The sequence below is a fragment of the Ensifer oleiphilus genome (assembly GCF_013371465.1).
Taxonomy (GTDB): domain Bacteria; phylum Pseudomonadota; class Alphaproteobacteria; order Rhizobiales; family Rhizobiaceae; genus Ensifer; species Ensifer oleiphilus.
The window spans coordinates 1-14,616 of the sequence record NZ_JABWDU010000011.1 but is presented as its reverse complement, the minus strand read 5'-3'; the positions used below and the strand labels follow the sequence as shown (position 1 = coordinate 14,616).

Annotated in this window: 11 protein-coding genes; 3 read left to right on the top strand and 8 right to left on the bottom strand. The window is 61.3% G+C overall.

The features are described 5' to 3' along the window. Positions 1 to 147: 147 nt before the first annotated feature. Positions 148 to 1,866, top strand: coding sequence for an adenylate/guanylate cyclase domain-containing protein (locus HT585_RS28410; RefSeq protein WP_246707991.1), 1,719 nt, complete (start codon positions 148 to 150; stop codon positions 1,864 to 1,866). Positions 1,867 to 2,184: 318 nt separating this feature from the next. On the opposite strand, the gene HT585_RS28405 is transcribed toward HT585_RS28410, so the two are convergent. The 8 genes from HT585_RS28405 to HT585_RS28370 form a co-directional block, all read right to left on the bottom strand. Then, positions 2,185 to 2,463, bottom strand: coding sequence for an HU family DNA-binding protein (locus tag HT585_RS28405; protein ID WP_115422300.1), 279 nt, complete (start codon positions 2,461 to 2,463; stop codon positions 2,185 to 2,187). A gap of 183 nt (positions 2,464 to 2,646) precedes the next feature. Then, positions 2,647 to 3,018 carry a hypothetical protein gene (locus HT585_RS28400; protein ID WP_176356158.1) on the bottom strand — a complete coding sequence of 124 codons (372 nt, stop codon included), beginning with the start codon at positions 3,016 to 3,018 and terminating at the stop codon, positions 2,647 to 2,649. A gap of 951 nt (positions 3,019 to 3,969) precedes the next feature. Then, positions 3,970 to 5,409: an NAD-dependent succinate-semialdehyde dehydrogenase gene (locus HT585_RS28395; protein WP_176356157.1), complete on the bottom strand. Its 1,440-nt coding sequence runs from the start codon at positions 5,407 to 5,409 to the stop codon at positions 3,970 to 3,972. A gap of 151 nt (positions 5,410 to 5,560) precedes the next feature. Beyond that, entirely contained in the window at positions 5,561 to 7,174 is a 1,614-nt protein-coding gene (locus tag HT585_RS28390) for a dipeptide ABC transporter ATP-binding protein (protein WP_176356156.1), read from the bottom strand. Next, entirely contained in the window at positions 7,171 to 7,989 is an 819-nt protein-coding gene (locus HT585_RS28385) for an ABC transporter permease (RefSeq protein WP_115422304.1), read from the bottom strand. Before HT585_RS28385 ends, HT585_RS28390 begins: the two co-directional genes overlap by 4 nt. Beyond that, a complete protein-coding gene (locus tag HT585_RS28380; protein WP_176356155.1) occupies positions 7,986 to 8,930 on the bottom strand; it encodes an ABC transporter permease in 945 nt (314 codons plus the stop codon). Before HT585_RS28380 ends, HT585_RS28385 begins: the two co-directional genes overlap by 4 nt. Before the next feature lie 15 nt (positions 8,931 to 8,945). Further along, a complete protein-coding gene (locus HT585_RS28375; RefSeq protein WP_176356154.1) occupies positions 8,946 to 10,505 on the bottom strand; it encodes an ABC transporter substrate-binding protein in 1,560 nt (519 codons plus the stop codon). Between the two features lie 140 nt (positions 10,506 to 10,645). Continuing rightward, positions 10,646 to 11,557 (bottom strand): GntR family transcriptional regulator, encoded by a 912-nt coding sequence (locus HT585_RS28370; protein WP_115422307.1) that lies wholly within the window; start codon positions 11,555 to 11,557, stop codon positions 10,646 to 10,648. 131 nt (positions 11,558 to 11,688) lie between these two features. Here HT585_RS28370 and HT585_RS28365 point away from each other — a divergent pair, with 131 nt between their 5' ends. Beyond that, complete coding sequence (locus HT585_RS28365) at positions 11,689 to 12,807, top strand: C45 family autoproteolytic acyltransferase/hydrolase (RefSeq protein ID WP_176356153.1); 1,119 nt, start codon at positions 11,689 to 11,691, stop codon at positions 12,805 to 12,807. A gap of 57 nt (positions 12,808 to 12,864) precedes the next feature. Then, positions 12,865 to 14,193: an omega-aminotransferase AptA gene (aptA, locus tag HT585_RS28360; protein WP_176356152.1), complete on the top strand. Its 1,329-nt coding sequence runs from the start codon at positions 12,865 to 12,867 to the stop codon at positions 14,191 to 14,193. Positions 14,194 to 14,616: the final 423 nt, after the last annotated feature.

Here is a 14,616-nt window from a genome sequence, read left to right as displayed (position 1 = left end):
CTCAGTGGTATCATGACCCAGCGCGGTCGCGGTATCAGGCAGCCCGATAGTGCATGTCGCCTCAATTGCCTGGCTTCATGCGGCGGATCTCCTGAGGGGGAGACAGCCATGGCAACTGCAAGAGCAGAGCGGCGGCTGGCCGCGATCATGGCCGCTGACGTCGTCGGTTACTCCCGCCTCGTCGAACATGACGAGGCTGGGACGTTGTCGGCCCTCAAGGTTCTGCGCCGGGAGGTAATCGATCCCCTTTTGGCCGAGCATCAGGGCCGTATTGTCAAGTTGATGGGCGACGGTGCGCTCGTGGAATTCGGCTCGGTCGTCGATGCCGTCGCTTGTGCGGTCGCCATCCAGAAGGGAGTTGCCGAGAACCAGGCCGATATCTCGGCGGAGCGACGCATCATCTTCCGGATCGGCGTCAATCTCGGTGACGTGATCCATGAAGATGATGGGGATCTCTATGGCGATGGCGTCAACATCGCGGCCCGCCTCCAGACCTTGGCGGATCCAGGCGGCATTTTCATTTCCGGCACTGCGTACGATCACCTCCCGGGCAAGCTTGACTGCGGCTACGAGTACCTCGGAGAACGCGCGCTCAAGAACATGGAGCGGCCGGTGCGACTGTACCGCCTTCTTCTGGAAAGGACGACCGCAGGAACGGCATCGCCCAGTCCCGCACTTCCGGACCGACCATCGATTGCCGTGCTGCCGTTCAACGCCATGGGCGCCGACCCGGAGCAGGACTTCTTCAGCGACGGGCTCACCGAGGACATCACCACCGCGCTATCCAAGCTCAAGGGCTTCTTCGTGATCGCCCGCAACACGATGTTTACCTACAAGGGAAAGCCCGTGGATGTGCGCGCCATTGGGCGCGAACTCGGGATCCGCTATATCCTCGAGGGGAGTGTCCGCAAGTCCGGCAACCGGGTGAGGGTGACCGCGCAGCTCATCGATGCGGTCTCCGAAGTCCATCTCTGGGCCGAGAAGTATGACGGCGACCTCGGGGACATCTTCGTCATTCAGGACGAAATCACCGCAAGTGTCGTCGGTCGTATCGGGCCGGAACTCCTGGCGGCAGAGCATGCCCGCGAAAGCCCCAAGCCGCATCATGGCCTTGATGCCTGGGAGTGTGTCGTGCGGGCGGTGTTCCTGTGTTCCCAGTTGTCTGAGGAGAGCAGCGGCAAGATGCTCCCCCTGCTTGATCGGGCAATCGGACTGGCACCCGGTTATGCGCAGGCGCTCGCCATGAAAGGTTGGATTACCATGTGGCGCGCGTTCCAGGGGTGGGAGGACATGGGACATGCCCTGACCCTTGCCAGGGATTTCGTCCAACAAGCCATTGCCGCGGACGATAAGGAACCGTGGACGTACCTTGCGCAGGCGATGATAGCTTTTGCGACGCGTGACAATGTCCTGGCTATGGCAGCGATCAGCCAGGCTGTCGCGATCAACCCCAACTCCGCGTTTGCACACGGGCAGTTGGGACTTGCGCATGCCAACGGGGGCCGCGCGGCGGACGCCATTCCCTGCATCGACTACGCCCTCAGACTGAGCCCGCGCGAGGCTTTTCTTGGCGACTTTCAGTTTTACTACGCCATGGCTTATTTCCAGGGCGCGAATTACGAATTTGGATTGAGTTACGCGCGGGAGGCACATCGATTGCGGTCTGGCCACGCGGTTCCGCTGGTTATCGGCACAGCCTGTGCCGGACTTCTGGGCAACCATGAGGCTGCCACAGACTTGCTCGGACGGCTCAAGTCGTTAGTTCCTGACATCTCACGGGATGCGGTCAGAGCAACATCTTCCTTCGTCCGCTCCGAGGATCGGGCGCGCCTGATCGAGGGACTTGCCCGTGCCGGGCTGAATTGACGGGCTGGATTGGCCACGAGAACGGATCGCTTACCGGAGGAGCGTTCCCGGCAGCACGTCGTCATCCACCGGCATTTCTTAATGCTGCTGCGAAACTCACCATAAACGTCGTTACGGTCGGCGTCGTGGCCGTTACAGAAGATCGCATAATGTATCATAGGGAGCCGCGTGCGGCGGGGACCCATCTCGGGTGCCGCATAGCTCAAATGCGTCAGCCCACAGGTTCTGCCGCACAATCCGCAATCGTTAAGGTTCGAGGCGACCAGTTAGCACCCCCGTGAGGTGGTGCGCTCGCTCGCCCCGAATCTCTGAGTTGTATCAGCCGTTCAGCGCGTCCTTGAGAGCTTTGGCCGGCGCGAAGGTCAATTTCTTCGCAGCAGCAACCTTAATGGTTGCACCGGTTGCCGGATTGCGCGCTTCCCGCTCCGGCGTGTCCTTGACCTTGAACTTGCCGAAGCCTGGGATCGATGTTTCCGCGCTGGATTTGGCGGCGGCGGTCACGGCTGCGAAGACCGCCTCCACAACCGCCTTGCTCTGGACTTTCGTCAGGCCATGTTCGGTTGCGATCTTTTCTGCAATCTCATTTGTCGTTGTCATTGTTTTTCCCCTCTTGGTGACGGGGAAGTCTCGCCTGCCCGGATCCCTTTTGTCATCCGGCGTCCCAGCGAGGTGGAGCGAAATGCCGAGGATTTCCACAACGTAATCGCCGCTTTTCGATGAAATTGGCCCCGAGCATGCGAGTGCCAGTTCGATCGAGGGCGGGCATTCAGATGTGTCTGGTCATCTCATGCAGCAAGGTATCGCCCGCCAACTAGAAAGGCGCGCGTTGACCAGTGTCGAATTCCCATCCACCACGAGCCACAGGTCGTTGTCTAGTGACTGAACCGTGAGGGGTTTGCGTTTCTCCAGATTGCATTTCGCTGCCGCCACCATGTGGCGGTTGGCATTGATGATGCCTCTTTCGCGCGCACGTGCGTTTACCAACTGCTCGAGCGGAATAAGCAGATGTGGTTCGCTCAGATCGAAGTAAAGCGAAGGGTCATCCGGGAGCCGGACGAGCGTCGCGGCGATTTCCTGATTGAACTCGATCGCAACAACAGCGCCGTCGGGTTGAAGAGCGGAATATTTTAGCGAAATTTCTTCAGCTTTCATGCCGTGCCTCTCGGGAAGTCTCGTGCCGGAAAGAAGGGACCCCGCCGCCAGGCGGGGCGAGTACCGCACCCATATGGCTCACTGGGCGCGGGCAGGAATGCGGTCCAACAGAAAATGCTTATGTACGCTACGCGCTTAGCTCCGCGGATAGAAGTTCTAATTCCTCGATTCCGGTACGCTGCCGCAGAAAAACTCGACCACGAACGTTGCAGCGTAAACCCGCGGCCGGCGCCCAGTAGGCGCAGCCGTGAGGAAAAGGCATTTCCGGCGCCACATTCATCCTCTTGTTTCACCGCAATCACGCGAATGGGCAAACTTCAATCCGCCACGTTACGAACGATGGGGAGCCCCTAAAATTAGAGGGAATAAATGTAGAAGAAAAGGCGCAACCATCCCGACTGTAGTCGGTCGTGACCTCATAGAAATGCTTGAGCCTCCACAGGGGAGCGGAGGCTCAAGGCATGCGCGCGCTTTAAAATAGCGAAATTGCGCGGCAATAAAAACCGGCACAAGCTCATCTCTAACGTGAGCTTTGGCTGTGCACAATTAAAAGTGTATTGTCGCAATTCCCGTGGTCCAAAGCAACGAATTTATGAGCGGCCTGACTAATCAATCCGGGTTACGCAAGGCGCGATCATACCTCAGCTAACTTGCTGTTCCGGGACGGCGTCGAATTCAACCTCCAGCTTCCGCAAAGAGCCTTGCGTTAAGGGACCGAAACTGGTCCGGATGCTCAACTCCGTCATGCGATGACCTCAAAACCGGATGCTGATGAAGACATTCTAGCGCCCCCGACGTTCCGTTCATAGTGTCTTGCTCCCTCACAAACTGATTGGCTAGATCGACCTGACTGGCCATCTGCAAGAAGTGCTCGTCACTCGATGAGAAGAAGTTGGATAGCGCCCAGGGGACGCGGCAGACGCCGAGGGCGGGCGCCTTCGCTCCATCGGCTCAGACGCTCTTCCGCGTGACGAAGCGCGTTTCCAGATAGGCCTCGATCGCGTCGGAACCACCCTCGGTGCCGTAGCCGGAATCCTTGATGCCGCCGAAGGGGACTTCGGGGAGCGCCAGGCCCAGGTGGTTGATCGAAATCATTCCGCTTTCGACCTCGCTTGCCAAGCGGTGGGCGCTGCGCTCCGATCCGGTAAAGGCATAGGCCGCAAGACCGAAGGGCAGGCGATTGGCCTCGTTGATCGCCTCGTCGAGATCATGGAAGCGATTGATGATCGAGACCGGGCCGAACGGCTCGTCGTTCATGATCCGGGCCGAAAGCGGCACGTCCGCCAGAACCGTCGGCTCGAAGAAGTAGCCACGATTGCCGATGCGATGGCCGCCGGTTGCCAGTCGGGCGCCATGCTCGACCGCGTCGGCGACCAGGCTTTCAATCGCCGGGATGCGCCGGTCGTTGGCGAGTGGCCCCATGTCGACACCGGCTTCGAGACCGTTGCCGACCTTGATCTTTTTCGATGCGGCGACGAAGCCGTCAAGGAACTGATCGGCGACGCGCTCCTGCACGAGGAAGCGGGTCGGCGATACGCAGACCTGGCCGGCATTGCGGTACTTGCTGCCGGACATGATCGCGACGGCGCGCTCAACATCGGCGTCATTGGTGACGATAACAGGCGCATGCCCGCCGAGTTCCATCGTGGCGCGCTTCATGTGCTGGCCGGCAAGGGCAGCGAGCATCTTGCCGACTGGGGTCGAGCCGGTAAACGACATCTTTCGGATCACCGGATGGGCGATCAGGTATTCCGAGATGACCGAGGGCACACCGTAGACGAGGTTGACGACACCGGCCGGAAGCCCGGCGTCGACGAAGCAGCGGATGAGTTCGGCCGGCGAAGCCGGTGTTTCCTCGGGCGCCTTGACGATGATCGAGCATCCGGTGGTCAGCGCCGCCGACAGCTTGCGCACCACCTGGTTGATCGGGAAGTTCCAGGGCGTAAAGGCGGCGACCGGACCGACCGGCAGCTTGACCGTCATCTGGGTGACGTCGGGCGCGCGCGGCGGAATGATCTGGCCGTAGGCCCGCTTTCCTTCCTCGGCAAACCACTCGATGATTTCGGCGGCACTCAGGATCTCGCCCTTCGACTGGGCAAGGGGCTTGCCCTGCTCGCGCGTCATCAGAAAGGCGATGTCGCCGGCCCGTTCGCGAAGCAGGGCGGCAGCCGACCGCATCACCTGGGCGCGATCGAAGGCGGATGTTGACCGCCATGTCTTGAAACCCTTTTCGGCCGCCGCAAGCGCCTCGTCCAGATCCTCCACGTCGGCCAAGGCCACATGCCCGATCGCTTCTTCGCTGGCCGGGTCGATGACGGGAATGGTCTTGCCCGATCGCGCCGGCCGCCAGGCGCCGTCGATGTGGAGGAGAATGTGCGGATACTGTGTCATGGAGAGCCTTTGATGAATGTTCAGTGCCTCGTTCGCGCGAGGTGAAGTGATCGAGCCAGCGGGCCTTGCCGGGTATTCTTGATCGCCAACAATGGCGGCGCAGCAGCAAGACAGTCGATACTGCGTCGTCCAATACCGCTGAACGCCTAGACTAAGCCGCTCGCCAGACGAGGTCGATGCCGCCGCCGTCAGCCGGAGTAAGCATGGGAACCGCCGACAGGAGCTTCTTCGTGTAGGACGACGTCGGCCGGTCGAAGATTTCGTCACGGCTGCCCTGTTCCTCGATGACGCCGCGGTGCATCACGACGACGCGATCGGCGATCTGTTCGACCACGCCAAGGTCGTGCGAGATGAAAAGGCACGCAAATCCCTGCTGTTCCTGCAACTGCAACAACAGTCTGAGGATCTGGGCCTTCACTGTCATGTCGAGAGCCGAGACCGCTTCGTCGGCGATGACGAGGTCCGGCCGGCGAGCGAGCGCACGGGCGATGGCGACACGCTGCCTTTGTCCGCCCGAGAGCTGATGCGGAAAACGATCGGCGAATTGTGGACCGAGCCCGACCTCGCTCAATACTTCGTTCACCCGCTCGCGTCGGGCAGTCGAACGCATCGACTTTTCGTGCCGGAGCGGCGCAGCGACGATCTCGCGCACACGCATCCTCGGATCAAGCGAGGAGTAGGGATCCTGAAACACCATCTGGCAATTCGCTCGGTAATCGGCGTAGCCGCCGCTCTTCCGGTTCACGGATTGGCCGCGGAAGGTCAGCGTGCCCTCGTTCGGCTGCAGCAGCCCAGCGATGATGCGGCCAAGCGTCGTCTTGCCGGAGCCCGAACCTCCGACCAGCGCGACGATCTCGCCGGGATGGATGTCCAGGTCAATGCCGTGCAACACAGCCTTGGCGCTGCTGCCGCTGCCATAGGCAAGTTTCATGTTTCTGACGCTGGCAAGCGGAGCACGCGGCACGACTGACCGAGCCGGCGCGCGGCGGGGAAGGGCGGACAAAAGTTTCCGGGTGTACTCATGGCGCGGCGCGCGCAACAGCTCGCTGGTCGCTCCTTCCTCGACGCACACGCCCTTCTGCATGACCAGCACGCGATCGGTATATTGGGCCACCATCGCCATGTCGTGGCTGATGAGCACCATTGCGGTGCCTTTCTCTTCGACCAGGGCATGCAGCAGTTCCAGCACCTCTCGCTGGACGACCGCATCGAGTGCGGTCGTCGGCTCGTCGGCGATCAAGAGTGCCGGCTCGAGCAGCATGACGGATGCGATCATGATGCGCTGGCGCATGCCGCCCGAAAACTCGTGCGGAAAGGCGCGGACGGCGGCGTCAGGATCCGCGATGCCGACACGCCGCAACATCGCAAGGATTGCGACACGGCGTTGCGCGGCGTCCATCGCTGTGTGCAACGCCAGACCTTCCTCGAGTTGCCGGCCGATTGTCAGCGCAGGGTTGAGCGAGGTCATCGGCTCCTGGAAGATGAGGCCTATACCCTTGCCGCGCAACTTGCGCAGTTCTTCGGGCTGAAGATCTCCCATGTCGCGATCCTCGAACCGGACGGTGCCGCCGAGCTTGGAGATTCCGGCTGGAAGCAGGCCGATGACGGCGCGCATCAGCATCGACTTGCCGGAGCCGGATTCACCGACGATGCCGATGCGTTCGCCGCGGCGAAGCGTCAGGCTGACGCCGTTGACGACCTGGGGGGCGAGGGCCGTGGCGCCGAGCACCAGACGGTCGACCGTGAGGAGGGTTGGCGTGTTCATTGCATGCCTCTCATTTTCGGATCGAGCCGATCCCGCAGTGCGTCGCCGAGGAGATTGATGCCGAGCAGCACGATTGAGATGCAAAGGCCCGGAAAGATCGCAAGCCAAGCGGCCTGGGCGAGGTAGGGGCGGGCAGCGGCCAGCATGTTGCCCCAGGTCGGCGCTGGTGGGGGTACACCGAGGCCGAGGAAGGAAAGGGCGCTCTCCGAAAGCAGGGTCCAGCCGAACATCGATGTCGACAGAACCGTCAACGGGGCGATGCAATTGGGCAGGATGTGGCGAAGCAGCGTGTACATCTCGGTATCACCTGATACACGCGAGGCATCGATGAATTCCCGCTCCCTGAGCGAAAGCACGGTACCGCGCACGATCCGGGCGACCGAAGGCGTATAGGCGATGCCGAGCGCCAGCACGATGCCGTATTTGTTGGCGCCAAAGATCGCAAGCAGGCCGAGTGCGAGCAGGATGCCAGGGAAAGCAAGCAGGGCGTTGGTGACGGCGACGAGCACACGGTCGGTCCATCCGCCGAGATAGCCTGATATCGAGCCCAGCGCGGTGCCGAGTACGGTCGCAATCGCAACGGTCGCGAGACTGACGATGCCGCTTGCCGAGGCGCCGAGCATCAGACGACTGAGCACGTCGCGCCCGAACTCGTCGGCGCCGAGCAGGTGCTGGGTCGACGGTCCGGCCAGACGCGCCTTCATGTCGATCGCCATCGGGTCGTAGGGCGTCCAGACCGAACCGATGCAGGCTGCGATCACGAAGGCGCCGACGAACAGGCCGCCAACCATCGCATTGGCAGAAAGGGTCTTCATGTGATTTTCACTCGCGGATCGAAGAGCGGGTAGCAGAGGTCGACGATCAGATTGACCAGCACGTAGATGACAGCGATGAACAGCAGACATCCCTGGATGACCGGATAATCACGGCCGAAGATTGCATCGACCAGAAGTCGCCCGAGACCAGGAATGGTGAACACGGTCTCGACGACGGCGATGCCGCCCAGCATGTTGCCGAGAACCAGGCCGATCAGCGTCAGCGTCGGGGCAAAGGCGTTGGGAAACACGTGCCGCCACAGCACGGTGCGCTCAGGAAGGCCCTTGGCGCGGGCATGGGTAATGTAGTCGAGCCTTAGGACTTCGAGCGCCGAGGCGCGGGCCATGCGCAGCAGCACGCCGATCTCGTGCAGGAACAGGGTGAGGATCGGCATCAGTACGTAAAGCAGTCCCCGACTCGGGTCTTCGGCGACCGATACGTAGCCGACCACCGGCAACCAGCCGAGCTTGAGGCCGAAGATGAGCAGGATGACGAGGCCGAGCCAGAAGGTCGGGATCGACAAAAGCAAGGCCGCAATGGATACGAGCGTCAGATCAAGCTTCGAGTTCTGCCGGAGCGCGGCAATGAAGCCGGCGGGGACCGCAGCAAGCGAGGCAAGGGCGACGGCAACGAGGACGATGCCGGCGCTCACCTTGAAACGCTCGATGACGAGATGGGCCACCGGTTCCTTCGTCGTGATCGACGTCCCGAGATCGCCCTGGAACACGTTGGTCAACCAGATCGCAAACTGCGTTAGGATGTTCTTGTCCAGTCCGAGATCCGACCGCAGGGCGGCGACGCTTTCGGGTGACGCCATGTCTCCGAGCAGAAGTGCAGCCGGATCGCCGGGAACGAGGCGGATCAGGAAGAAGACGACGACGGCGACGAGGAGGACCGTCGGAACGGCCATTCCTATTCGCGACAGGATGAAGCGCAGCATCTCGACCGAACCTTCTTACTCGGCGATCGTAACTTCCCATGCCCTTGGCATGGAAAAGATCGAAGCCGCGTAGTTCTGGACGTGCTTCTGATAGGCCGACGCCTCGAGCCCGTTATAGAGCATGATGAAGGGCACGGTTTCCAGGAAGCGCGCGTGCAGCTTGTCGAAGAGTTCCTGGCGCTTTGCCGGATCGGAATAACGCACGGCGTCGGCGAGCATGGCCTGTGCGTCCGGATCGTCCCAGACCTTGCGCGGCTCCTTGTCCTTGTTGCCCATGACGGAGTCCATGGTCAGTGCGGGGTCGTAGCGTCCCGAATAGGGAAACACCATCGCCGTATAGTTGCTGCTCTGATATCGGTCGAGCTGTGCGGCCCATTCCAGCACTTCGAGTTCAGCGGTAATGCCAACCTGTTGCAGCATTGCCTGTGCCACGATTGCCGCATCGTAGGTGTTGGAATAGCGCGTATTGGCGATGAGTTTGATCGGCTGGCCGTTGTAACCGGCTTCCTGCAGCAGCGCCTTTGCCGCCTCGGGATCGTAGCTGTAGCCCTGGGCCTGGGCTGCGGAATGGTACTGTGAGGTCGGCGGTATCAGCGAGTTGTTGGCCTTGCCGAGACCGAGCGTAATTCCCTCGACCATGGTCTTGGTGTCGAGAGCCATGGCGATCGCCTTGCGGATGCGCATGTCCTTGAGAAGCGGATCGCGCGTCTGCAAGAGGAGTGCGACGATACCGGGATTGGTCGCCAGCGAAACGGCGGTATCGGCGTTCTGCTTGAACTCTTCGACATCGGCATAGGGAACGTCCGGTACGATATCGATGTCGCCATTGAGCAGGGCAGCCTTGGCGGACGAGCGATCGGGAATGACTGCGAAGCGGACGGCCTCGACGAGCGGCCGCTTGGCACCGGTGTAGCCGTCCCGCTTTTCTTCGCTGCGTACCGCGTAGTCGGCAAAGGCTTCGAGGTCGATGAATTCGCCCTTACGCCATTCCTTATAGCGGAAGGGACCGGTGCCGACAGGCACGTTGAACGAGCCGTCGGCGTTGAACGATGATTTGTCGAGAATGCCGGTCATGCCGCAGTCGGTTCTGGCAAGCGTTGCCTGAAAGAGGGCGTTCGGCTTTTCGAGCTTGAAGACGACGGTTTGGTCGTCGGGTGCGGTGACCGATATGACATGGGCGGCGCCGCCCTCGGCGAAGTCGTTACGGCATCGCCATTTCGTGGCTTCGTCCATGTAGCGGCTCCAGTTCCAGACGACGTCGGCCGCAGTGAGCACATTGCCGTTATGGAACTTGACGCCATCCCTGAGCGTGAAGGTGTAGGTCAGGTCGTCGTCCGAGACTGCGACCTCCTTGGCGAGCAGCGGCTTTACCGAGGCGTCCTCGCTGTATGCGACGAGACCCTCGACCATGTGCAACACGACGGCGTCGCTGTTGGCGTCTCGGTTGACGCCCGGATCAAGGCTGCGGATGTCGGCATTGAGTGCGATTTTCAGCGTTTCGGCTGCGGCCGGGCCGCAGGTCAAGGTCAGCGCGAGTGCTGCGGCCGACGCGGCCAGTCTCTGTCTACGGTTCACCTCAGTTCTCCTCTTTGTAGTCTGTCCGGTTTTTCCGGTTGAGCGAACTGTGCCTTTTGTTTGATCATAAAGCAATACAGAAAATCGCAAACCTTGTTCGGCCTCTGCGAAAGGGGAGGCAAATGCGCTCTCCGCAGGCGTTATCTTTCGCTGCGGATCCGGTCCTCGACTTTCTGCAGCGTCGATTCAAGGTGGCGCCGCAGCGCAAGCTGGGCGAATTCGATCTCGCCGGAGCCGATATACCTGAGGATCTGGATGTGCTCCTTCAGCGACCTCTCCCTGCGCTCGGGCCGGAGCCGATCGAATACCGAGGACTCACGCAGCAGTCTGAGGTCGTTCTGCATGCGCACGGATTGCAGGATGAAGCGGTTGCCGGACCAGGCGGCGAGTGTCTCGTGGAAGGAGGCGTTCAGTTTCAACCAGCTGTCGCGGGTGATGCTGCCGGCGGCATTGATCTGGTCGAGCATGCTTTCATGTTCGGCAATGAGGGCCTTAAGCGCATCCGGATCGGCGCGGTAATTCGGTTCGGCAAGGCCTGCAAGCTCGATCGCGATGCGAAAACGATAGCTTTCGGCCAGGCTTTCTGCGCTGTCGAGCGAATCGACGAACGCCCAACCGTGGCCGCGCTGGCGGTGAATGAGGCCTTGCGAGGATAATTGTGTCAACGCCTTGCGGATCGTGCCGCGCGCAATGCCGTACCGTTCCGTCAGCTCATTTTCCGACACTTCCTGCGGAATGGTGCCGACAGAGCGGTCGCGCAGGATCTGCTGCTTCAGGCGTTCCGTTTCACTCTCGCTGAACGTCTCGATGTGGCTGCCGTTGCCGAGATCGGTGGCGGCGACAAAGCCTTTGTTGGGGATGAGGCGCACCAAATCCTTGGTCGCAAGGATTTCGAGAGCGGCCCGCATCGGCGTGCGCGATACGCCAAACATTGCTGCCAGGGTCTTCTCGACAATCGGATGACCTGCCCGCCAGCCTTCTTTTTGTGCCTGAAGCAGGATCTGCCGGGCAATGTCGATCTGCAACGCGCTCGGGCTGCTTTCCGTGCTCATCAACTGGCTCCAGGGTCTGGTCGGTCTTTGGGGTGCGCTTCTGACATAGCTGTTCGATTTCCTCTGGACAATTCCTTGTGATAGTGCATTTTAACATCACAAAACGCAACATAGAGTGAAAGAAAAGACAGATGACCGCCGCACCGTTTCCGTTCGTTTCGATCTCAGGAACTCCGCTCGAGCGTGGGCGTCAGTATGGGCAGCGGGCGAAGGACCGTGTGCGTCGCAGCGTTGAACTCTATGCGGGCCGGCTTGCGACGCTCGGGGTCTTGGCCGACGACCTGAAGTCGATCGTCACCGGCTATGTTCCGCTCATCGAGGCGTTCGACCCCAATTTCGTCGTGGAGATGAAGGGCATAGCGGAAGGTGCGGACTTGCCGTTCGAGCACGTCGCGCTGATCAATGCCCGTACCGAGATCCTTGCGAGGGCGCGAAGGACCCAGGCGGCGAGGGCCGAGCATTCGGGAGACGGCTGCACCGGGGTCGTCGTTCTGCCCGAGCGCAGCGCCACGGGAGAGCTCGTGCACGCGCAGAACTGGGACTGGATGGCAGAATGCGCGGAGACGGCGATCGTCTTGCGCGTCAAGCCGGATGAAGGTCCGTCCTACCAGACGTTCACCGAGGCCGGTGGCCTTGCACGCAGCGGCATGAACGACAAGGGCATCGCCGTCACGGCCAATTATCTCGAGAGCGACCGCGACTTTGCCGGTGATGGCGTGCCGTTGGCGCTCATCCGGCGCATGGTCCTGCAGCAGGAACATTTGGCGATGGCGATGCGTGCCGTGGCCGGAACGAGGAAGTCGGCGTCGAACAATATCATTGTCAGCCACAAGGATGGCTTTGCCGTCAGCTTCGAATGCGCACCGGACGAAGCGTTCAACATCTATCCGGAAAACGATCTCATCGTGCATGCCAACCATTGGCAGAGCCAGACGGCGCTTCTGAAATTGCGCGAGCAGGCGCATTCAAGCTGGTCGGACAGTTTTTACCGCGACTGGCGCGTTCGCCGCATTCTCGAAAAGTCCGACAAGATCGGCGTCACCGAGGTCAAGGCCGCGCTTTCTGACAAGTTCGGTTATCCCTACGCCGTCTGCCGTCCGCCACATCGTTCGTCGCGTGGCCATGTCTCAGCGACGGTCGCGACCATCGTGATGCGGCCTGCGGCCGGCGAGATGGAACTCGCGGTGCTGCCCGCCGACAATCCGAGCTTCAAGAGCTACCCGACCTACCGGGATGAAATTGCGGCCTGAAGGCCCGCCGGCGCGCCTTGCCGGTGCGCTTGCCCAACGAACAGAAGGCGCAATCACATGGATACGCTCACCACGCCCGGCTCGAACAGCCTCGATGCCTATTGGATGCCGTTCACGGCAAACCGGGATTTCAAGGCGAATGCGGCACTCATCTCGCATGCCGAAGGGCTCTATTACTTCACCAGTAACGGCCATCGTCTGCTCGACGCCATTGCCGGTCTCTGGTGCGTCAACGCCGGGCATGGCCATCCGCGGATCGTCGAGGCGATCCAGAAGCAGGCGGCGCGGCTGGACTTTGCTTCCTCGTTTGGCCTCGGGCATCCGCTTGTCTTCGAATATGCCAATCGGCTGACGTCGATCGCTCCGGCGGACATGAACCATGTGTTCTTTACCAATTCGGGTTCAGAAGCCGCCGATACGGCGATCAAGATCGCGCTTGCCTATCATCATGCACGGGGAGAGGGGCAGCGCCAGCGTATTGTCGGGCGCCAGCGCGGCTATCACGGTGTTGGTTTCGGGGGCCTGTCGGCGGCCGGAATGGGACCGCACAAGAAGCAGTTCGGCATGCTCTTGCCCGGTGCCGTTCACCTGCCGCACACGCACGATCCGGTTAGGAACGCCTTCAGCCTCGGTCAGCCTCGCCACGGTGCGGAACTTGCCGATGCGCTCGAGCAGATGATTGCGACATACGACGCTTCGACGATCGCAGCCGTCATCGTCGAACCTGTCGCCGGTTCGACCGGCGTGCTCGTTCCACCGGTCGGCTATCTCGAACGGCTGCGTGAACTCTGCACACGCCACGGCATCCTCTTGATCTTCGACGAGGTCGTCACCGGCTTCGGGCGACTTGGCCGGCCCTTTGCGGCCGACCGCTTCGGGGTCATACCCGATCTCCTGATGGTCGCAAAAGGCATGACCAACGGTGCAGTTCCGATGGGTGGTGTGATCGCCTCGAGCGCCATCTATGACGCTGTGACCGGAAAGGCGGGCTCGGGTGCCGTCGAACTGTCCCACGGCTACACCTATTCCGGCCATCCTCTGGCAGCGGCGGCCGGCCTCGCCTCGCTCGATGTCTATGTTTCCGAAGGCCTGTTCGAAAGAGCAGCGCGGCTTGAGCCGCATTGGCAAACATGCGCCCACACCCTCAAAGGGCTTCCAGGAGTCGTCGATATCCGTAATCTCGGTCTGCTTGCCGGCATCGAACTTGGAGAGGATCCCGTTCGTGGCAAGGCACTGGCCAGGAACGTCTACGAACACTGCTTCGATCACGGCGTGCTGGTTCGTCCTGTGGCGAATACGATCGTGCTGTCGCCCCCGCTCACCATCGGGGAGGATGAGATCGAGACGATATTCGCAACCATCAAAGCAGCGCTGAAGTCGGACTGATACAGCCAATAGCATCAATCAGCGGCCGTTCCCGCGGGGGGGCGACTGGCCAGATCGCCGAGTTGTGCTCAAGCAAAAGCTGAGGCAGCACCGTAGACCGGTGACTTGGGTTCGCGACCCCCTGCGGGCAAAGGCGGTGTCTGCTCCATTCACGCGGTCATTATCGAGGCTGAAAAGCGGGCGAGAGAATTGCCAGCCATACGCTGGCGAGCATCGCTGGGCGCGCGGCCGCGAAGGCGCCCAAGGGGTCTCCGGCAGCAAAGAATTGTCTCGCTGCCGAACGCCGCACCGCCGCCGCCGCGGCGTAAAGTCGGCTGGCGACACGCTTATGGAGAAGAACAGCGCGCTGCTTGCCCGTAGCGAGATCGGCATCGAGGATCTAAAGGGTGAGAAGATCATCTCGTTCTCGCGGCGGAACCTGTT